Consider the following 21,741-nt stretch of genomic DNA (forward strand, 5'->3'; position numbering starts at 1 on the left):
GACAGCCTTGCATTTATTGATATAAATCAGAATTTTAGGGCTTAGGGCTTAGGGTTTAGGGCTTAGGGTTTAGGGTTTAGGGTTTAGGGTTTAGGGTTTAGGGTTTAGGGTTTAGGGTTTAATATAATGTCGAATTCACCATCACTTCGCACGTAAATAAGGCTTTCATCATCATCGTTGAAAGAAAGTTGATGAGCATGTAGGCCATTTGAACCAAAATAACTACCGGGTTTAAGTGTCTTTAAGCTACTTTGTGTTTGATAGGCTATCTTTCCTTTGATTAATACAGCGTGCAGTGTATTTGCTTTACTGCTCAGTGCTGCTGATACACCTGGTGGAAATTTGAGAAGTGCACCTCTAAATTCACCCTCTTCAAGGCTACCCCACAAATAGGTTATTTTGACGCCCGTTTTAGTCATCGACTCTTTAGCGACTATATCTGACCAAACACTATTTTTGGTATGCATATTAAAAGGTCTTTCACCATTATCAAAGGCGTTTTGTGATGACTTCACCAGATATGGACCAGTATTTATTTCAATAAAAGCAACGCTTTGTTTGTCATTCGCCGTCGTGATGTGTACTTCACCTGCAGGTTGAATCCAATATGAACCGGTTGGTAGCCATATATTGGCAGCATTGGGGTCATCGTTATGAAGCTCTCCATCAATAACAACCCCCCTGTAGGAGATATTGTGAACATGTGGGGGTGAGGAAAAGCGCTTTGGAAATTTTAGAAGAATACCCGCTGGCATATCTTTAGTTCTATCTCCCCATAAGTCTGCGGCGCTTGGACCTTTGTCACCTCTGGCGGGGTTTAAGTAGCCCCAATTAAGTTCTTCTGCGGATACAACACGAAAACTCTCTTGATTTGCAGTTACCTTCGTTACTATCGTCAGTGAAAGAAGCACGATCAGTTTGCTAATAATTTTCATCTAAAGCTCCATTATGTTCAGTTAAATCTATTTCAATAACCTGAGTTGTTTACGCCCTATCAAACGTATCGACGCTAAATTTGCTAATAATTGATGCTAAACAAGTCATAACGAGTTCACTGTTATTTGCATCAAGCGCATAAGGGTGTGGATCTGTAAATTGTTTTGGGGTGAGCCAAAGGGGTCAAATCTTGACTTCAGACATTATAACTCCTGACCGTCTGCTCATGATATTTTGCTGCCAATCGTTAATACAAAACACTAATCATAATTGAGGCTGCCTTTGTTTACTGAGCTTCACTGTAATCGACCTAAGTAAAAAGTGACTACCCATGTTACGTTTAACATTTCCCCGCCATCACGCCCTGAAAATAAGGTATTGCTGAGTAATGTATTTCATGGATGAAATACAAGGCGTAACTTCACCAAGGATGGTGAATATACGCCGCTTACGTTCAAGCAATAGTTTATTTGAAGGATAAAGCGTGATGCTCGGGTGCGCTGAGAGTGTCCAGAGAGGGACCAGCGGCAGCCCCTCTTTGGCTGCCGTCGCCAGTGCGACAAAACCTCGAATAAGGTTTATTTAATCATTTACATCTAAGCCTTTAATTAACAAAAAACAACCAATCAATCAATTATGCAAAACATCAATATTAGCTAAAGCATGTGTGAAAAGCACAGTGTTGTTCTTCTAAAAGCGCAGCGCCTCTTAGCCCTCTTTGTGCATAAATCACTAAAAGACCTTATTAAACAAAGAGAAGTGAATGAGGAGTAAATGAGAAACCAAAACCACCAAACAACCTTGTTTTATATCTTCCTCTAAAAGCGCAGCGTCTCCTCGCCCTCTTTGTACATAAATCACTAAAAGACCTTATTTAACAAAGAGAAGTGAATGGGAGGCTTCGGGCTCCGAGGCGCGAGTAAAATGCTAATGCCCATAAATACGCGATATGAAATCGCTGCTACTAAAGACATTTACTGATAAAAACAATTTTTTCACCACAGATAATCTCGAGGCGCTTTGCGCTACACAGAGGTGGATTGATATCTTTTAAGTATTTCTCTGTGAACTCTGTGTCCTCGGTGGTAAATACTTATTTAGGCTTAACTCTGGCGCGATATGAAATCGCTGCTACAGAGCAATATATGGCTTTTTTACGTTCACTAAAAGCGCAGCGTCTCTGTGCTCTCTTCGTTCATAAATCACTAAATACCTTATTTCACAAAGAGAAGTGAATGAGCAGAAAACACTGTAATAACGTTTACTCGCTCAGGCTAAAAAAAGTCGTTAGTTAGCTTGGTTTTTGGCTATTTTTCATCATTTCTAAATAGCGTCCTTCAATGAATTTTTTTTCTTTTGTAAGGTGCTTAAGTGCGTACTGGGTTTTTTCTAGCTCTTGCTTTAATGTGTCAAGCTCTTCACTACTTTCTGGCCCGTCAGTTTGTAACTGCAATTGCTGTAATAGTTGGTCTTGCTCTGCAATTTGCCTTTTATATTCGTTTAAAGTGTTAAGTAACTTTGTTTGATCGGGCGTTGAGGATGCATCTGCGTTTGATGTTTTATCACTATTTTCGCTCGCGGTTTTAAGCGCTTCATAATCTGCTTGTAACTGGTCTTTTTCTTCTTGAAGTACAGTCACTGCATCATATTGTGCATAGAGTTTTTGACGGGTAACTTTTAATTTTTCAACACTTTTATCCAAATCCCCTTTAAGTTTGCGAATGAGCTTATGCGAGCGTTTTAATTTTTTATTGAGATCATCGATTAGCTGTTGTTCTTTTTCGGTAACATGATCTTTGGTTGATGAAGTAACCTCAGTTAATTGCTGTTGTAATAGCATTTGTACACTGATTAACTCAGCGATAGTTTTTCGATTATCGTTAACATAGCTCATGGCATTTTCAACAGACTCTCTACACATAGCTAAAGTAGCATCATCCATTGTGCCGTTACTTTTAACCATGCTAAGTGCAAATGCCCTAAACTCTCTGAGTATCAGTAAAAGAATATAAAACCACGCGGCTAAAATAAGTAGCCCAAAATTTATAGCAATATAATGATAAACCTCTGGCGGAAATACGGCATATGGCATTATTTAGTTATCTTAAATTAAGTGTTTATTTACTAGAGTTTAGCGCTGTCAAAAAAATCTGCCATAATAACAACAACATTAAAAAAAAGTTACCTGTGTGAAAATACTTATCGTGGATGATAGCCATGCAACACTTGAAATAGTACGCCGAGGGTTGGAAAAGTTTGGCTATCGGAAGTTATTAATAGAAAAAGCCAACAATGCTAAATCAGCGTTAACGCTGATTGGTAGTTGGCACCCCGATATTGTGCTTACAGACTGGCATATGCCTGATATGTGTGGAGTGACGCTATTACGTGCAATAAAGCAAAGGCAACTTAATATAATAGTAGCAATGCTAACCACGGTTGATGAAAAGTCTCAAATTGAAGAAGCCATTAGCTTTGGCGCATCTTTTGTTCTATCAAAACCTTTTACTGATGAACAACTTCACGATAAATTATTACCTCTGGTGCAACTTGTAGAAAATAACGAAGTCATTCCTGATGAAATTGAATTAAATGATGATTTAGCGTTACCAAAGCTGTCGCAATTAGAACGGTTGTTTCATAAACATATAAGTCAGTCTTTAATCGTAAACACAATTCAACCGCAGGTATTCGATGAATCTAAAGTACCTTGTGTAATGGCTGTTTATGAGGATCCAAAAAGTCAAAAAGTACGTGCCATTGCCATACTTGATATTTATGCCGCGTGCGTAATGGCAAGTGGCTATAGCAGCTTGTCGGCTGAAGATATTAGTAACTCTATATTATCGGGCGTTGTAACGAATACAGCATTAAGCGCATGTAAAAAAGCGTTAACGGAAACGGCTTTTGCCTTTTTAGACAAACGAACACGCGTTAGTTTACAAATCAAAACGGTCAAAGTGATTACCACGCCTTTTCGTAAGCTCACTTTGCTGTATAAAACACCTGCTGAAAAGCGCATTGATTTTAGCTGCCAGCTTGAGGGCATGGCACAAGGTAAAATTATGCTAGTTGGCATTTAGTAAATTAAGCGTAACGTATTTACTTTTATCAAAGAAGTTTAAATTTAAAAACACCCTGCTCCTACAAAAGCGTAGCGTCTCTTCCCCCTCTTTGTGCATAATTCATTAAAAGCTATTTGAACATAGAGAAGACAATGAGCTGAAAATGAGAAACCAAAACCATCACACAAAGCCGAGTGTCAGTGAAAAGTTAAATATTAGCTCCCCCCGAAGCCCGAACCTCGTAACCCGTACCCTAAGTTAAATTAATCCAAACATGTTTAAACAAAAAAGGCGCTTCCGGTTAAGGTAAGCGCCTTTTGTTATTTTAACTGCTACTTATTTTACGATTTTCATTTCGTCTAATAAGTTTTGGGCGTTATCTACTTTATCCATTACCCACAGCATGTAGCGTGAATCTACATGAATTGAGCGATTTAGTTCTGGGTTGTAATCCCAATCACCAATAATGCTTTCGTACACACCATCAAACAGTAAACCCACCAGCTCGGCATTGCCGTTAAGCGTTGGCGAACCTGAGTTACCGCCTGTTGTATCTACATTTGATAAAAAGTTAACCGGAACAGTATTCATGCCACCAGTGTAATCACCATAAAGCTTCGCTTTAATTTGCTCTTGCAGCTTTTTAGGCGCATTAAATGGGTCAACATCGGTGTTTTTAGCCAATAAGCCTTCAAGTGAGGTAAACGGCGTAGCCACTAATCCATCTTGCGGAGAATACCCGCCTACCGTGCCGTAAGTTACACGTAATGTGCTGTTTGCATCGGCGTAAACCGGTTTGTTTTGCGCTTTGTTAAAGGCAATAATTGCACTCATTAACTCTGGGCGAGCAGCTTGTAATTTACCTGCCAGGGCTTTTGACTTATCTTCCTCAGCTTTCATTACTGTGAATATGGCTTTTGCATATTGCATGAACGGGTCTTGGCTTTGGTTAAGCTGGCTCAGTGTTTGTTCAAATAATGAATTACGTACAATTTCATTATCTAGTCTTGATTTGGCATACATTTCATCTAGCAATGCACTTTGTTTTGCTTTATCAAAACCGTTTTCTAAAGCAAAAGCTTTATCAATTTCACTAAAACGCTCTGCTTTAGGTAATGCTGCATATTGCTCTAAAAAGTGCAGTAATATAGCTTTATCTACATTGGCATCAAAGCGACGTGACATACGCTCAAGAGAAGATTTAATACGCGGTAAATCGCGTTCTTGGTAACCTGATTCGCGCTCACTATTTGGCTTTTGTTTTTCAACCGCTAAGCGGTATAAACGACGTGCCGTGCTGATCATTTGTGAACGATGAACATAGCCTACCATACGGTCGCGCTCACTGTGCTCTTGCGATTGAGCTACTAATGCCGATAACTCATTAAGCACATTCCCGTAGCGCTGTTTACGCTCGCTATCGCTGTTTATCCAGCTTGTAAGCTCTTGTTCAAACTGTTTTTTACGCTCAAACATGGTGCCTTTTTTGAAGCTTTCAATCATCGAACCATAGTTTTTAATGTAGTTGTTGTAACCTGCTATGGTGCTTTCGTAAGCAATACGGGCTTTGCTGCCATCTTCTGAGTTTTCTTCAATTAGTGACACGTATTTAGTATTGTGCATGCGCGCTTTAGGGTAACTGTCGTTAAATACGTAATCAACCTCTGCGGCAATACGGTAACGATTGGTACGCCCTGGATAGCCAGTTACCATAACAAAGTCGCCCTCTTGCACGCCTTTAGCACTTACACTTAAGTAAGACTCTGGCACGTACGGTACGTTATCTTCGCTGTACTCTGCTGGCTTGCCGTCTTTACCTACATAGGCGCGGTAAAAACCAAAATCGCCTGTGTGGCGCGGCCACATCCAGTTATCTATATCGCCACCGTATTTACCTACGCCCATGGCAGGTGCATACGCTAAACGTACATCTTTAATTTCCAGTGATTTAATTAGGTAAAACTCTAAACCACCATGAAACGAATACACATTACAACGGTAACTAGCATCAGCTTCACACTGTGCAACGAGTGCTTTTTGATTTTTTTCTAACGCATCATAGCGTGCTTTTGCGCTTAGCTCGTTAGTGCCGCTAATCACTTTGTCGGTCACATTGGTCACTGTTTCGGTTACGTACACACGTGAACCTGGCGCAGCTGGTAAGTCTTCAGCCGGTGTTTTTGCTAAAAAGCCATTTTCTAAAATGTTATTTTCAGGCGTTGAATTATATTGCACCGAACCATAAATACAGTGATGGTTAGTTACAACTAAGCCTTTTGGCGAAACAAACGAGGCTGTACAACCGCCTAAGCTGATAACCGCATTCATTGGAAATTCGGTTAATTTTGAAATTGAATCAACGCTAATTTCAAGCCCTTTGGCTTTTAAAATTGACTCAAGCTCTGGTAGTTGATGAGGTTGCCACATGCCTTCATCGGCATGGACCGCAGAAGAAAGTGCCAGTGAACAGGTTGCTACCAATGTGGCAACAAGAGGTTTTAAACGCATTATAGAATCCCTTTTATTATTGAACCAGCAGATTACTCATTAAGTATGAGTTAGGTCAACTGCGCTGAGATAAATTGTTACAATATAGCGCTTAATAAACAAAAAAGGAGCTCAGGGTTTGTGACCCTAAGCTCCTTTTTAAACAATATGATATACAATATTAGTCGTCTTTTTTCACATCATTTGGATGCGCTACACCCATCCATGCTTCAAACAGCGCTTTTTGCTCAGCAGAGGCATTTTTATTAGCGACTACTTTTTTAGGTTTGTCGAAATCTTCAGACAACACAAGCTCAGTCGACATCAAAGCGTCACGGCGAATAAAATCAACAGTTACCTTGTCCCCTGCTTTAAAGGTTTCTAGGCTGGCGGTTAAGTCTTTCCCTACATGTTTTTTGTTAATAGCAACGAGTTTATCGTCGGTGGTTAAACCACCTTGCCATGCTGCACCATCGCGACGTACATGAGTAAGGGTGAGCAATTCACCGGTATTTTTAGTAAAGGCATCTAAACTTGGTGTAGCCTTGGCTTTTTCAGGCAGCTCAAAGCTCAAACCTACTTTTGCCAGTAATTCATCAAAATCTAAGCTGGCTGGTGTGCTAACATTTGCTTGCCACCAATTACTGTAATCACGCCCTGTTAGCTGCTTTAAAATTGCTAATACGTCTTTCTCAGTAAAACCCGCTGGTAGCTTATGCTGCTTATAAAGTTCGTTATGTACATTTTTATAGCTTATTTTACCTTGGCTTTTTTCTAGTAGGTCGATATCTAACGCCATCGACAATAACGAGCCTTCAAGGTAAATATTAGTGCCGTAGTTACGTGCATGATCGCCACCTTGATTTATCCATTTATCAAAGCTGGTTTCGCTAGCACTTTGCACTTCACGCCCTGGGGTTGTGAGATGGCGATTAATGGTTTTACTGAAGTTCTTAAAAAACTCATCGGTGGTTTGAATGCCTGAGCGCACTAATAAATGGTCTTCAAAATAGCTGGTAGACCCTTCAGCAATCCACAGCAGTTTTGAATAATTAATATTGGTATAGTCGTATGGCGCAAGCCCTTTAGGACGGTACGCTTTTACATTCCAAGTATGAATAAATTCATGTGCCGCTGTGCTTATAAAAGCTAAATAGTCTTCACGTTTAGCAAAGCGATCGCGTGGGCGTTGAATAATAGTTGAATTTAAGTGTTCAGTTGCGCCGCCCGCGCCCGATGTAGCATGTACCATAAATACATAACGCTCATACGGGTAGCTGTCCCAAATTACATTGCCCGTTGCTACAAGCTTTTTTAAATCGGTTAGCATCAGTTCTATGTCGTAATTACCTTCGCCCCACACCACTAGTTCGTACTCACGGCCATCAACTTCAAAAGTACGCAGTTCGTTAACACCTGTTTCTATTGGTGAATCAACAAGCACGTCGTAGTCGCTGGCTTTAAAGCTGTGTTTATTCTTATAGTTTTCCATACCCGACACAGAGCGCCATGCTTTAGGTACGTTTAATTCAACCGTAACGGGCTCTTGGCGAAATGATTCGCTGAACATAAAAAAGCCAGATGCGTCAACAAACGCGTGGCTGTCGTCAATATGACGAGCGCGCTTACCTAGCTCATTGGCATACACTTGGTAATCAACATTGACTTGAGTCGGCTCATTTAAATGAACACGCCATGTGCTGTGGTCTATTTTTTCCCACTTTAATGCATTACCTTCATCGTCGCTGGCTTTAAAATAGCGAACGCCATTGGCAAGGTTTAAAATTTCGTAGCGACCAGTACGCCATGCTGGCAATTTTACATCTAAATAAGACTGCGCAGTTTTAGGAAACTCTACATTTACATCACCTAAATGATGTTCTGGCTGAGAGATATTTAAAGCGTAGTTAACGTCGGCAAATACAGGTGCTGAACAGGCAGCTAAAATTGATAAGGCAAGTAGCTTTTTCATGAAGGCTCTTTTTTATATAACGTATTGTTGTACCAAGGTTAACAAGACCCATTTTAAAAGTGAATTAAAAGCGGTAAATGCACTTATATTTAAGATCGCTCGTATTTTGTTATTAAAAACATTAAGTTTTTGATCTCATCCCTACTATTAATATGTTTTTGTTGTAAACTAAAACAATAAAGGTATTAAGATAATGGTGTGTAGGTGTCTAGGAGCTCCAATACGGTGGAACAAAAACTAAAGCAAGCAATCGACAGTAGAAAAGTAGTAGAAAGTGCTCGCCAACATCAAGTGAGTACGCTTTCTAATTTTGCAGCTAAGTTATCTTTAAGCTGTAAGGGACTTGATACTGAGCTTGATAACCGCCTAGCTAAGTTTCGAAGCGCATTAAACAAAGGAATGGGTTATGAAGACTTTGCTCCTTTGGTGGATGATATTTTAGCTTTGCTAAAAAACCAAGAAGCCATTCAACTAGCACATCAACGTGACCTTCTCACCAGTGTACAAAATGCAGGTAAGCAATTACAACAAACCAAAGGTTTACCTAACGATACCCGCAGAACACTGCGCCACTTACTCGATAACGAGCTAGACGATATTCAATCTGTACATGGTTTTATACCTGTTTTAAATCAGCTGATCACTTTTTATCATCAAGCTTTAATAGCTAAAAGCAACGATACCTTTAAGCCTCCAAATCTTAGTGCTCTCACTGAAAAGCTATTTAAATTAGTTAGTCAGTTAGTACTTGAAGAAGAAGCCAACGATGAGCTGTATTTAATAAAAAAACGTATCGCTAAAAATAAAGCCGTAGACCAACTTCTTGATGCAGCAATTGATGTAATCACACTCATTGTACAAAGCATTCAAGTTGAGCGTGCGTCAGCGCAAAGCTTTTTAACTTCATTAAATCAAACGCTTGGAGAGCTACATAGTTCATTGGTTTCAACCAGAGAACATTCTGAATCTATGAATGTTGAATTCGAATCAATTAATCAACGAATTGGTGAAAAATTAAAAAATTTAAATACACAAACAAATAAAGCAACATCAATTACAGAATTAAAGCAATTGGTTGAAAATGAGTTACGCTCATTGAGTGCAGACATTCTAGAAAAAGAACAACTGGAACAAAAAGATCGCCAAATTTTAATTTCTAGCTTTGCACAAATAAACGATAGAATTGGCAGTTTAGAAAACAAAGTTAGTAATTATAAAAAACGTTTAAATGAACAACGCTTTAAAAGTTTACTCGACAGCCTTACCAAGTTACCTAATCGAGCAGCCTTTGACGAACGCTACAATCACGAAATTAATTTGTTTAATGAACAACCGTCAGACATAACCTTAGTGGTTATTGATGTTGATCATTTCAAATCAATTAACGATCGCTTTGGTCACACAGCAGGTGATATTACCCTACAAGTGATTGCCAAAGCGCTGCAAAAATCGATTAGACAAACTGACTTTATTGCCCGTTATGGCGGCGAAGAGTTTGTGTTATTAATGCCTCGTACATCACTTGATAACGCTGTCGAGCATCTCAATAAATTAAGACTGTCGATTAAAAAGATCCCATTTAAATTTAAAGACAAACAAATTCAAATTACCGTTTCGTTAGGCGCAACCCAATTTGAAGTGGGTGATACGCCTCTAAAAGCGTTTGATAGAGCCGATGAAGCTCTATACGATGCTAAAAACTCAGGCCGGGATCGTCTGTGTATTAGTAAATAGTGTTATGCACTTTTACCATTGAGTATAAGGCATAACTACGCAGTAAATTTACCCAAGAAGTTTCAAGGAGAATGTCGATGCTAATACAATTAAACCCTACAGGGGTATTAGACTTATTGTCGCAGCTAGAAGTAGACTTACTCGAGCAATCATCAACCAGCGAACGCTACAGGCTATTTAGAAACTGTGTATTGGCCGTGCTCAATGTAGGCAGCCACACCGATGTAAGCAATGATATTTACGATAAACATAAAGATTTTGATATACGCTTGGTCAGCCGTGAACGCGGTATAAAAATTGAATTAGAAAATCCTCCGCAAACAGCCTTTGTTGATGGCCACATAGTAACTGGTATACATGAGCACATATTTTCGGTTATTCGCGATATTTTGTTTATTTGCCAAAAGTATGAAAAAAACCTGCAGGAAACAAAAGCCATTACTCACATGGTTTTTGACATGCTAAGAAATGCCGACGCACTTAAAGTAAATAGCGAACCTAACATGATTGTATGTTGGGGTGGCCATTCGATTAACGAAGTCGAATATAAATACACTAAACAAGTTGGCTATGAACTGGGGTTACGTGGGTTAAATATTTGTACCGGCTGTGGGCCTGGTGCAATGAAAGGCCCAATGAAAGGCGCAACCATTGGCCATGCAAAGCAACGTATTACCAATAATCGTTATTTAGGTTTAACTGAGCCAAGCATTATAGCGGCAGAGCCACCCAATCCGATTGTAAATGAACTGGTTATTTTACCCGATATTGAAAAACGTCTTGAGGCATTTGTTCGTACCGCACATGCCATTATAATTTTTCCAGGTGGCGCAGGTACAGCCGAAGAGTTGCTATATTTATTAGGTATTTTGTTACACCCCGAAAACGAAAAGCAATGTTTACCGGTTATTTTAACTGGCCCTAAACACAGCAAAGCTTACTTTGAAGAGCTTTGTAAGTTTATTCAAATGACTTTAGGTGATGCCGCACTGAGTAAGTTTGAAGTGATTATTGATGATCCTCAATTAGTTAGCCAAAAGCTTAAATCGGCTATGAGCGGAGTTCGCGAATATCGTAAAAGCCAAGGCGATGCTTATTACTTTAATTGGACGTTGAAAATAGAAAATGATTTTCAGCAGCCTTTTTACCCAACTCATGAAGCCATGGCGTCACTTGATTTACATCTTGATCAGCCCAAACAACAGCTTGCAGCTAATTTACGCCGTGCGTTTTCGGGAATTGTTGCAGGTAATGTGAAAGAAGAAGGCTTAAATGTAATTAACGAGCATGGCCCCTATGTACTAAGTGGTGAGCCTGATTTAATGAAAGCAATGGACAAACTTTTACAAGCGTTTGTAGAACAAGGTAGAATGAAACTTCCCGGAAGTAAGTATATCCCTTGTTATACAATAAAAGCGTGAGTTTATAATTGAATCCCCATTTACTCCTTATTGATGCGCTTAATTTAATTAGGCGCATTTATGCTGTTGATGCAAACCAAAGCCATCATAGCGACGAACACATGTTAAAAGCATGCTGTGCCCGAGTTGCACATGCATGCAAAAAGCTTTTAACAACCACCAATGCAACCCATGCAATAGCCGTTTTTGATGGTGACAAAAGCTGGCGTTACCACTTTTATAAAGACTACAAACATTCGCGTGCTCCTATGCCAGAGACTCTAAAAAGCGCGTTACCTCATTTTAAAGCGGCCATTGAAGAAACCGGTATTGTGGTATTTGAACCGACTAACGATGAAGCCGATGATATTATTGCGACTTTAGCGCATAAAGCCGCTAATAATCAGATAAACAACACCATTGTCTCTACGGATAAAGGATTTTTACCTCATTTGAATGAGCATATTGAAGTATACGATTACTTTAAAAAGCAGCACCTGAATAAAGAACATATTGAAGAGCGCTTTGCTGTCGCTCAACATAAACTCATCGACTTTTGGGCACTCGCAGGCGATAAAACCAATGACATTCCGGGTGTGAAAGGTATTGGTGTTAAATCTGCGCAGCAATTGGTTAATCAATATAGCTCTATTGAAGAAGCGTTAAAGGATGAATCGTTAAACGCGCGGTTACAAAAAAAGCTGAATGAAGATATGGATATGTTTATTATTTCTAAGCAGTTGGTGAGTTTGCGTACAGATATCCATTTAGGCTTTAGTTTAAAGCAGTTAAGGCTTAATTAGTCGCAAGTTAATAGCACTGCACTTTAGCAGTACGTATACTAGTAATAGGTGTTTTGATCTGGGTTGGCAATGTTTAAAAAGTTTTTTAGGTATTTAATATTAGGATTAGGTTTATATGCACTAATAGCCACGACGGTTATTATGTTTTATAAAGACGATCCACAAGCTATGATTTGGCAAGATAGAGAAGCTTTTAATAAACGCTATATAGAGAAATTGCGCTTGGAAGATACCTTTACGCTAAATAATGTGCTTGAATACTTAGGTAGTCCAGATTTAACCTATGCTAAACGTGATGGCGAGCAAGTATGGCAAGTAATTTTTTATCGCACCCAACATAAAACCTCTGACGGCATCACCACCATGGATGAATGTACTGGGTTGCTATTTAAAAATGGCCAACTAATAATGTGGGGCCCAAGTGCTTATGAAAAATACCTTGAGCATAATGACGGGAAAACTTAATGGAAGCTCCACTGTCGGGTAAACTAAAAAAACTACTCGAAAGCACACAATTGCTTTTAAGCTCCCATAACAACAAAAGTCAGTGGCATACCTTTTACCCTCTTGTGTGTAAACTATCAGAGCAATACGCAGCGTTATACAAACAAAACCCAGCGGCCTTACAAACTCAGTTAAATCTATATAAAACACAGTATAGTTACGCAACCAATTTAGTCGTTAATCAGTGTGTATTAACCTGTGCTTTGTGTAGTAGCCAAAACTACGACAACGATTTAACCGAGCTTTATATTAGTGCTTCACTGGTTGAGCACGTTTGTGTTGCTAAGCAATTAAATAAGCTAGCTCAACAGCAAGCGTTTAATGAAGCCGATAAAAAAATATGGTCGTTACGCCATAAGCTTGCTGCTAAAGTACTATTAACGGCTAAGCAACCTGCACATAAAATTGCCCATATTTTGGCTAAACTCAGCAAATACAAACATGCATTATTAGATACACCTAAAATTATGCTTTATGACGGTGCTAGTGTGGTGGTTGCTTTAGCAAATATGCTAGCGCTTAACGTTACTTGTAATACAAAGCAACAGCACATAAATTTTTATAAAGCGGTCGCTGATTTATATATAAGAACCCCTAACTCATTTGCACAAGCGTTATTAAAAGCGTTAGTCGCTCATATAGGACAATATATACCAGGCAGCCAAGTTGTTTATGCCGACCAAGCTATGGTTTATTTAGCCACTGATACACAAGGCCGACATATTATAGTTAATAACGCCAATACTAAAATGGCATGGTATCGTATAAAAGCGTCCTTAGTGGATGACTCAAAAGCATGGGAATGCAACGATAATCGCTTATTTTTAAAAATATGGGACAGTGAACATCTTAATATCCCGCATAATAATCACTCTGCACAAACGCCTTTGTATCAGTTAGTAAAACAAATAAAAACGCAAAAAGAATACAGTTTTAAAGCTTTAAACACCTTACTTACTCCCTACCCTGATGTTGTAAAGTCAGTGTGTTTAGCAGTAAAGCACTACAATAAAGAGCGATTAGCCGCTAAAGATTTAAGGCACAGCTTATCTATGGTGGGTTACGATAAAGCACCCGCTATTATTCAAGGGGTCGTGTTTGAACAATTAGTAAATAGCATTGCTCATCCTCTACATGCTTTTTTATACACCCGTATTAGCTGTTTAGTAAATATATTAGAGCTATTAGTTAAATATAATCCTAGCGTTCAAAGTGAGCGTATTAGCTTAAGCTTATATGCCTATTTATATTATGTACTGATACATTACAGCCCTGATGTTTCAAGAAAAATCACCATTGATCAAACACCGAATAAATCTCTCGATACACCTTTTAGTACATTTTTTGGTATAAACAACATAGATGCCACTCATTTACACAACGAGCTTAACGAATTACTTAGTGGCGACCCATGGGCGTCGGCTTTATTAAAAGCTGAGCAACTCCCTAAAAAGCAGCTTGATGATGCAGGTCAATTATGGGCGGCATTAAAGGTAGTGGCGCAGCGCATACTTAAACCTAACCAGCCATTAACAGCATGGCAACAGCAAATATTAAATCAACAACTTAGTCGCCATGGCTGGCAAAGTGAAGCCGATTTTAATCAATCACTGCTGCGCTTAGGGTTACACAATAGTATTTAGCTGACTTATTATCACTATAACTTAAAGTTATACCCTGTATTCATACTATAAACTGGCAAAATGAGTGATATATTGGTATAAATGCCGGCTTAAATTTAGCACCCCTGTCATATAAGTAGTCTAAACTCTGAAAGTGTTTATTATTTATATGTGTATCCAAATCTTTAAAGGAAAAGTTCATGGCCAAACAAACCATAACAGTGATCAAAGGCGACGGCATCGGCCCAAGCATTATCGACTCAGCACTTGAAATACTAAAAGCCGCAGGATGCGATTTTGATTATGAATTTGTTGACGCTGGCCTAGCTGCGCTTGAAAAAACAGGCGAGTTGCTTCCACAAGAAACAATTGACACAATTGCTAAAAATAAAATTACCTTAAAAGGTCCACTAACCACGCCTGTGGGCGAAGGTTTTACATCAATCAACGTAACACTTCGTAAGCAATTTGGTTTATACGCTAATGTACGCCCGGTTAAATCGTTTGCCGGTACTAAAGCACGTTACGACGATATTGATATCATCACTATTCGTGAAAACACACAAGGCATGTATTCAGGTGCAGGCCAAGTTGTATCAGAAGATGGGACTGAAGCTGAAGCAAAATCAGTGATCACTCGCGAAGGCGCAGAAAAAATTGTTACATTCGCATACGAACTTGCTGTGCGTGAAGGCCGTAAAAAAGTGACCGCTGTACATAAAGCAAACATTTTAAAATCAACCTCTGGGTTATTCTTAAAAGTAGCGCGTGAAGTAGCTGAGCGTTACCCAGAAATTGAATCAACTGAAATGATTGTTGATGCAACATGTATGAAGCTTGTAATGACCCCTGAAGAGTTTGACGTTGTCGTTACAACTAACTTATTCGGCGATATCTTATCTGACTTATGTGCGGGCTTAGTTGGCGGTTTAGGCATGGCGCCTGGTGCAAACATTGGCGAAGATGCTGCTATTTTTGAAGCTGTTCACGGTAGTGCGCCGGATATTGCTGGTAAAAACCTTGCGAACCCAACGTCAGTAATTTTAGCCTCTATTCAAATGCTAGAGCATTTAAACATGGGCGATACAGCTGAGCGTATTCGTAGTGCTGTTGCTGATGTAATTAAATCAGGCGACCGTACTACTCGTGATCTAGGCGGCAGCCACGGCACAACCGATTTCACACAATCAGTAATTGACCGTCTGTAATTAATACTGTTAGATTAACAAGCCAGCATTAGCTGGCTTTTTTTATGTCTAAGAAATACCGTATTTATGCGTTTTAACCACCTTCCTCAAGCCCAACCACAACAGAAATCTGCATAATATCTGCTAATAAGTAAGAAAAACTCACAAAAAATAGACTAATATATTAAAATGAATTAAAAAATGAAATTTTAATCTAAAAATGCAGTTTTTGGTTGACATAAGTACTCAAAAGCCTTAAAAATAACCACATACAAAAATTGTAATTTAAACAGCATTTTATTTTAAGAGCAAAACATCATGAATACACAATTTCGCCTTTTAGTCTTACTCGTACTGGTCTTAGTGATAAGCCCAGCGGGGATGTATTAAAAGGTGAAAAATGCTTTTTAAAACCCTCGCACTACGCGGGGGTTTTTTTTTGCATATAATCAACAGAGGAATGAGGATGAGTAGACAAGAATATAATGGCTCTGAATTGGTTGTTAAGTCATTAAAAGAGCTAAAGGTAAAGTATATATTTGGTTACCCCGGTGGCTCAGTATTAGATTTATACGACGCACTTTTTCAGCAAGATGATATTGAGCACATTTTAGTACGCCATGAACAAGCGGCTACACACATGGCCGATGGCTACGCAAGAGCAACCGGTGAAGTGGGTGTTGTACTTGCTACATCCGGACCTGGTGCAACAAACTGTGTAACAGGCATAGCAACTGCGTATATGGATTCAATTCCTATGGTAGTATTATCAGGTCAAGTGCCAACAAATCTTATTGGCGATGACGCGTTTCAAGAAACCGATATTGTTGGTTGCTCTCGCCCTATTGTAAAGCATAGCTTTAATTGTAGAAGTGCTAGTGAAATTCCCAATATACTTGCCAAAGCTTTTTATATTGCCAGCACAGGACGCCCTGGTCCTGTTGTAGTAGAGCTTCCTAAAGACATGCTTAATCCAGAACTAACTTTTGCTTACAACTTTCCAGCGGCAACTGAGCTCAGAACCTATAATCCAAATACAAAGGGTCATTCTAAACAAATTCGTAAAGCTGTTACTGCTATTTTAGAAGCGAAGAAACTGGTTATCTACTCGGGTGGCGGTATTGTGCTTTCAAACACCTCAGAGCAACTAACTCATTTAGTCGAGTCACTTAACGCCCCTATTACCAACACGCTTATGGGACTAGGTGGTATATCGGGCATTCACCCTAACTTTATTGGTATGTTAGGTATGCACGGTACATTAGAAGCAAATAAAGCCATGGCCAATGCCGATGTTATTTTGGCGCTTGGCGCACGATTCGATGATCGGGTTACTAATAACGTTCAAAAATTCTGCCCTAATGCCACTATTGTACATGTAGATGTCGATCCAACCTCTATTTCTAAAACTATTAAATCTCATATTCCTGTTGTTGGCTGTTTGGCAACGGTACTTGAGCAATTACAAACTGCCATAGATAACAGTCCAATTAAAATTGATCGCAGTGCACAAGAAGATTGGTGGCGACAAGTGATCAGCTGGCGTGAACAAAAATGCCTTAGTTACAATAATGATGGTGACAAAATTAAACCTCAAGCAGTTATCGAGGCAATATATGAAGCCACTAACGGAGATGCTTATGTTAGCTCTGATGTTGGCCAACACCAAATGTTTGCGGCGCAGTATTACCCATTTAAACACCCTCGTCAGTGGATCAATTCAGGTGGCCTAGGGACTATGGGTTTTGGATTACCTGCGGCAATGGGCGTTAAACTGGCTTTTCCTGAAAAAGAGTCTTTATGTGTAACTGGCGACGGCTCTATTCAAATGAACATCCAAGAGCTATCAACCTGTTTACAGTATAACTTAGCAGTAAAGGTGATCTCCTTAAATAACCGCTCACTGGGTATGGTCAGACAATGGCAAGACATGATTTATGGTGGCAGACACTCTTCATCGTATATGGAGTCTTTACCCGATTTTGTAAAGCTTGTTGAAAGCTATGGCCATGTAGGGATCAGGGTAAACACCCTTGATGAATTACAACCTGCGATAGACAAAGCCATGTCGATCACTGATAAATTAGTATTTTTAGATATTTTAGTAGACGAAAAAGAACATGTTTACCCGATGCAAATTAAGCATGGTGGCATTGACGAGATGTGGTTAAGAAAAGGAGTGAAAGCATAATGCGTCGTATATTATCTATATTATTAGAGAATGAACCCGGTGCGTTATCACGTATAGTGGGGCTTTTTTCTCAACGAGCATACAATATTGATAGCTTAACGGTGGGCACTACAGATGATGAGTCTCTTTCTCGTATTACGGTAACCACTAAAGGCGATGACAGAATTGTTGAGCAAATAACGAAGCAAGTAAACAAACTGGTCGATGTACTTAAAGTTATTGATTTAACTGAAATGAGTCACATAGAGCGCGAACTTCTGTTAGTAAAAGTCTTTGCCAAAGATGAAGCGACTCGTGCGGCAGTTACCCGCGTTGTTGATGTATTTCAGGGGGCTATTTTAGATATGGGCCGCCAAAGTTACAGCCTTCAATTAGTAAGCAGCACCGATAAAATAGAATCGTTTTTGGATACCTTACGCCACGAAACCGACATTATAGAAGTAGTTCGATCAGGTGCGGTCGGCATTGGGCGAGGAGATAAAGCACTTAAAGCTAAATAAGCGTTAAATTTAGTGCAAAAAAAAGGGCTAAATAGCCCTTTTTTTATTCATAAATCCCAAATTATGGATTTACTTGATCTTTAAGACCTTTACCTGGTTTAAAACTTGGGATAGTCGCAGCTGAAATTTGGATTTCTGCACCCGTTTGTGGATTACGACCTGTGCGAGCAGCACGTTCTTTAACTGAAAAAGTACCAAAACCAACTAACGCAACAGAGTTACCTTCTTTTAATGAAGAAGTTACAGCGCCTGTAAATGCCTCAAGTGCACGTGCTGCGGCTGCTTTAGAGATTTCTGCGTCAGTAGAGATTTTTTCAACTAGTTGAGCTTTGTTCATTATTAGATTCCTATTCGTTATTATTTTGCCTTTGCAAATCCTATCTTTATGCATTTTCGAAGAGTTAGCAACAGCAAATTACGTTTTTTATCTAAAATACTAAAAAATTAGTAAAAATAAATAAATTAGCTGTAAAATACAGAGAGTTGGGTTAACAAAAGCTTAATTTAGGCACACTATTAGTGCAGTTTTGCACTTTAATGGCTCACTGTACCTTTTCTATCACTAATGTTACTTCGCCGACTTCAACACCAAACTTGACGATAGAAGTACGATTTATTAAACGCGTACTTGTTACTAGGTACATCCAATCGTCAAAGTTTACTTCCAATGTGCTGCCATCGTAAGGGATCTCGACATTGTAATTCCAGTGAAACACACTGCCGTCACTCTCACCGGTAGCTATTCCTAAAACATCAGAGGCTGTTCCTGTTAAGGTGTTATCGTCGTTTAAGGTAATTTTCCAGATGCGTTTTTGTGTCTCACCATCATCGTAAATAAAGTCTTCTTCAATAGTGCCCTGATTGCCATTCCACGTAGCCTTTAAGTCAACAACAAGCTTGCGGGTTAATTCACCTTTAAAGTCTTGTACAACGCCATAGGCTTTTAAGTCGCCACTGAAAAAAGTCTTAAAATCAAAGTTTGGCTCTGACCCCTTATAATGTTCAACACTTGGGGCTGAACAGCTGGCAATAAAAAAACTAACAGCCAATACCATGGCGACTTTAACGTGTTTTAGGTTAATCATATTAAATCCCTAGTAGTTGATTTCTAATTGTTGGTTCTGACGTGTTTTCACTTAACCAGATAGCTAAGAAATCCTCAGCAAATGTGGCATCGTTAATACGACCTATTTGGTTCTCATTGTGAAAAAAAGTACTGTACCCTTGCTGATCAGTCAGTAGAGTTAACGATTCACCTTTTTTAATATTTGGCCATATGGATAGTAACGTATCTGCATAGCGCTCTGAAAGTTGGGGTTTACCTAAGTGCTGCCACTGCTCATTAGTCGCTTTTACAATGTCTTTAGCGTCAAAGTCACGCAAATAAGTTAAGGTGAATTTAACAGGAGCTTGCTTTGCTGTGTAAGTGCCAGAAGGTGTGTAAAGTGTTGCATCATAAACATCCCAAAAAAGATACTCCATTCGCGCTTCGCCTACCTTGTTAAATTGGGTATCAGCGTAAGCAAAAGGGCTAAATAAAACATGAACCATGAGTAAATTTAGAAACGTTTTCATCCTTATCTCCAAGCAGTATTGTGTTATTGCTTAACAAACTCGCCTATTTTACCGTTTATAAATAAAATAAGGGTAAATGTTGCAGCCCATAAAGCACCGTAAAGTGGCCAAAATTGCCACAGTGGCATTCCTAACTCTAATACCTCAAATCGCGAGCCGGCCCAATAACTGCCTGGCGCGAATAACAAACACACACAAAATGCTTGCCACAGTTTAAGCTTAGTTAGAAACGACATTGAAGTGTTAATACACAGCACTAGTGCAATCCATAAAAACACCAGCCAAAATGGAAACGGATCAACTTTAAACTCAAATAGCCCTAACTGAACCGCAATAAATTCACACAATAGAGCCAATGGCAGGGCTTTTAAAACCAGTAAAGCGTCTTGTTTTTTTTGTGCTGATAAGTAAAACATCAACGCTATGACTACAGCAGAAAAAACTAATGAGCCCTGTTCAAGTAGCAGGCACATAAACCACACTACCTGAAACAGCACAAAGTTAATAAGCGAGTGCAATCTCATCATTACTACTCGTGAAGCGGGGTTTGCGTGCCATTAAATGCACGGTACTAGTTGCTCGGGTTCTGAATGCCCCCTCACAATAGGCAAGGTAAAATAGCCATAAGCGATAGAAACGGTCATCAAACTTATTACTATCAAGCTTTGGCCAGCTGGCAATAAAACGCTCACGCCAATCTGCAAGAGTGCGGGCATAGTGAGCACCAATATCATTGATAGTGTGTATATTCATATCGGTGTTATTTTTAATTTGTTCACTCATTTCATTAAGCGAAGGCAAACACCCACCAGGAAAGATATACTGTTGTATAAAGTCTGAATTTTTTAAGTAATGTTGATAACGCTGATCGCTAATCGTAATTGCTTGAATAAGCATAGCACCGTTATCCTTCAATAACTCACCGCACTTAGTGAAGAAGCTGGGTAAGTATTCATGCCCAACGGCTTCTATCATCTCGATTGAGACTAACTTATCGTATTTGCCAGTCAATAAGCGATAATCTTGCTTGAGCAAAGTAATTTTGCTTTCAAGACCAAGATCTTTAACCTTATTAGCAACATAGTCGTGTTGTTCGTCAGAAATAGTTGTGGTCGTTACATGACAGTCGTGATGAGTTGCAGCATAAATTGCAAACGCCCCCCACCCTGTACCAATTTCAATAACCGTATCACCTTGTTGAAGCTCAACTTGTTCGCATATACGTTGTAGTTTGTATTGCTGGGCTTGTTCTAAGGTAGCATCTTTAGTTGGATATACTGCACTCGAATAAAGCATTTCTTTGCTTAAAAAAGACTCGTATAAATCATTTCCTAAGTCATAGTGAGCAACAATATTCTTTTTTGAACCAGCGTGTGAGTTTTTGTTTTTTATGTGGTTTATACGGTGAGCGATATTGCTAAAAAACGCGAATTTCTTTTCAAATGCATCTAATTGATCTTGGTTAATCGCAAAAATTTCGATTAGGCGAGTTAAATTGTCACATTGCCACTGCCCTAAAATGTAAGACTCGCCCGCCCCCACACTTCCAGAAAGAGCAAACGCTTTGTACATGGCATTATCGTTAACGGTTACCGTTACTTTTAGCTCTGAAGACACATCCCCAAATACAGACTGTTGATTGTTCTCAACTAGCACTATCTGACCCGTTTCAATTGACGAGAACGCTTTAAACACTAACTTTTTATAAAAATTAGTAAACCAACTAGTGCGTTCCTGAACGCGTAAGCTCGATACCTTTTCCATA

18 protein-coding genes are annotated in these 21,741 nt (G+C 39.2%); 9 read left to right on the forward strand and 9 right to left on the reverse strand.

Annotation, left to right across the window (positions count from 1 at the left end; all coding sequences use genetic code 11):
- Positions 1-104: 104 nt before the first annotated feature.
- Complete coding sequence (locus QL989_RS02845; protein ID WP_290168036.1) at positions 105-935, reverse strand: DUF4437 domain-containing protein; 831 nt, start codon at positions 933-935, stop codon at positions 105-107.
- Positions 936-2,227: 1,292 nt separating this feature from the next.
- A complete protein-coding gene (locus tag QL989_RS02850; protein WP_138607995.1) occupies positions 2,228-3,028 on the reverse strand; it encodes a chromosome partitioning protein ParA in 801 nt (266 codons plus the stop codon).
- A 97-nt stretch (positions 3,029-3,125) separates the two neighbouring features.
- Between QL989_RS02850 and QL989_RS02855 the strand changes: the two genes are divergently transcribed.
- Positions 3,126-4,019: a response regulator gene (locus QL989_RS02855; RefSeq protein WP_075170202.1), complete on the forward strand. Its 894-nt coding sequence runs from the start codon at positions 3,126-3,128 to the stop codon at positions 4,017-4,019.
- Positions 4,020-4,337: 318 nt separating this feature from the next.
- On the opposite strand, the gene QL989_RS02860 is transcribed toward QL989_RS02855, so the two are convergent.
- Together QL989_RS02860 and QL989_RS02865 are read right to left on the reverse strand one after the other, a co-directional pair.
- The gene (locus QL989_RS02860) at positions 4,338-6,509 is read right to left on the reverse strand and encodes a S46 family peptidase (RefSeq protein ID WP_290168039.1); all 2,172 of its coding nucleotides are present in this window, start codon (positions 6,507-6,509) and stop codon (positions 4,338-4,340) included.
- Positions 6,510-6,669: 160 nt separating this feature from the next.
- Positions 6,670-8,460, reverse strand: coding sequence for a M61 family peptidase (locus tag QL989_RS02865; RefSeq protein ID WP_290168041.1), 1,791 nt, complete (start codon positions 8,458-8,460; stop codon positions 6,670-6,672).
- 225 nt (positions 8,461-8,685) lie between these two features.
- On the opposite strand from QL989_RS02865, the gene QL989_RS02870 reads away from it, so the two are divergent.
- The 8 genes from QL989_RS02870 to ilvN all read left to right on the forward strand — a co-directional run bounded on the left by QL989_RS02870 (position 8,686) and on the right by ilvN (position 18,401).
- Positions 8,686-10,194: a GGDEF domain-containing protein gene (locus QL989_RS02870; RefSeq protein WP_290168043.1), complete on the forward strand. Its 1,509-nt coding sequence runs from the start codon at positions 8,686-8,688 to the stop codon at positions 10,192-10,194.
- 77 nt (positions 10,195-10,271) lie between these two features.
- Entirely contained in the window at positions 10,272-11,615 is a 1,344-nt protein-coding gene (gene ppnN / locus QL989_RS02875; protein WP_138607986.1) for a nucleotide 5'-monophosphate nucleosidase PpnN, read from the forward strand.
- Between the two features lie 8 nt (positions 11,616-11,623).
- Positions 11,624-12,397 carry a flap endonuclease Xni gene (xni, locus tag QL989_RS02880; RefSeq protein ID WP_138607984.1) on the forward strand — a complete coding sequence of 258 codons (774 nt, stop codon included), beginning with the start codon at positions 11,624-11,626 and terminating at the stop codon, positions 12,395-12,397.
- A 69-nt stretch (positions 12,398-12,466) separates the two neighbouring features.
- Positions 12,467-12,862 carry a DUF3192 domain-containing protein gene (locus tag QL989_RS02885; protein WP_138607982.1) on the forward strand — a complete coding sequence of 132 codons (396 nt, stop codon included), beginning with the start codon at positions 12,467-12,469 and terminating at the stop codon, positions 12,860-12,862.
- Positions 12,862-14,544 carry a hypothetical protein gene (locus QL989_RS02890; RefSeq protein ID WP_290168049.1) on the forward strand — a complete coding sequence of 561 codons (1,683 nt, stop codon included), beginning with the start codon at positions 12,862-12,864 and terminating at the stop codon, positions 14,542-14,544. The genes QL989_RS02885 and QL989_RS02890 overlap by 1 nt, the downstream gene beginning before the upstream one ends.
- Positions 14,545-14,723: 179 nt before the next feature.
- Positions 14,724-15,731 carry an isocitrate dehydrogenase gene (locus QL989_RS02895; protein WP_138607979.1) on the forward strand — a complete coding sequence of 336 codons (1,008 nt, stop codon included), beginning with the start codon at positions 14,724-14,726 and terminating at the stop codon, positions 15,729-15,731.
- Between the two features lie 445 nt (positions 15,732-16,176).
- Positions 16,177-17,901, forward strand: coding sequence for an acetolactate synthase 3 large subunit (locus QL989_RS02900; RefSeq protein WP_290168051.1), 1,725 nt, complete (start codon positions 16,177-16,179; stop codon positions 17,899-17,901).
- Positions 17,901-18,401, forward strand: coding sequence for an acetolactate synthase small subunit (gene ilvN, locus QL989_RS02905; protein WP_076921825.1), 501 nt, complete (start codon positions 17,901-17,903; stop codon positions 18,399-18,401). The genes QL989_RS02900 and ilvN overlap by 1 nt, the downstream gene beginning before the upstream one ends.
- A gap of 61 nt (positions 18,402-18,462) precedes the next feature.
- Here the strand turns inward: ilvN and QL989_RS02910 are convergent, their stop codons facing one another.
- The 5 genes from QL989_RS02910 to QL989_RS02930 form a co-directional block, all read right to left on the reverse strand.
- Positions 18,463-18,738 carry an HU family DNA-binding protein gene (locus QL989_RS02910; RefSeq protein ID WP_138607972.1) on the reverse strand — a complete coding sequence of 92 codons (276 nt, stop codon included), beginning with the start codon at positions 18,736-18,738 and terminating at the stop codon, positions 18,463-18,465.
- Positions 18,739-18,943: 205 nt separating this feature from the next.
- Complete coding sequence (locus tag QL989_RS02915) at positions 18,944-19,486, reverse strand: DUF3833 domain-containing protein (protein WP_290168054.1); 543 nt, start codon at positions 19,484-19,486, stop codon at positions 18,944-18,946.
- Position 19,487: 1 nt separating this feature from the next.
- Complete coding sequence (locus tag QL989_RS02920; protein WP_290168057.1) at positions 19,488-19,976, reverse strand: chalcone isomerase family protein; 489 nt, start codon at positions 19,974-19,976, stop codon at positions 19,488-19,490.
- 23 nt (positions 19,977-19,999) lie between these two features.
- The gene (locus QL989_RS02925) at positions 20,000-20,500 is read right to left on the reverse strand and encodes a DUF2878 domain-containing protein (RefSeq protein ID WP_290168263.1); all 501 of its coding nucleotides are present in this window, start codon (positions 20,498-20,500) and stop codon (positions 20,000-20,002) included.
- A complete protein-coding gene (locus tag QL989_RS02930; RefSeq protein WP_290168059.1) occupies positions 20,478-21,740 on the reverse strand; it encodes a cyclopropane-fatty-acyl-phospholipid synthase family protein in 1,263 nt (420 codons plus the stop codon). The genes QL989_RS02925 and QL989_RS02930 overlap by 23 nt, the downstream gene beginning before the upstream one ends.
- Position 21,741: the final 1 nt, after the last annotated feature.

This window comes from Pseudoalteromonas sp. APC 3224 (assembly GCF_030407535.1).
GTDB lineage: Bacteria > Pseudomonadota > Gammaproteobacteria > Enterobacterales > Alteromonadaceae > Pseudoalteromonas.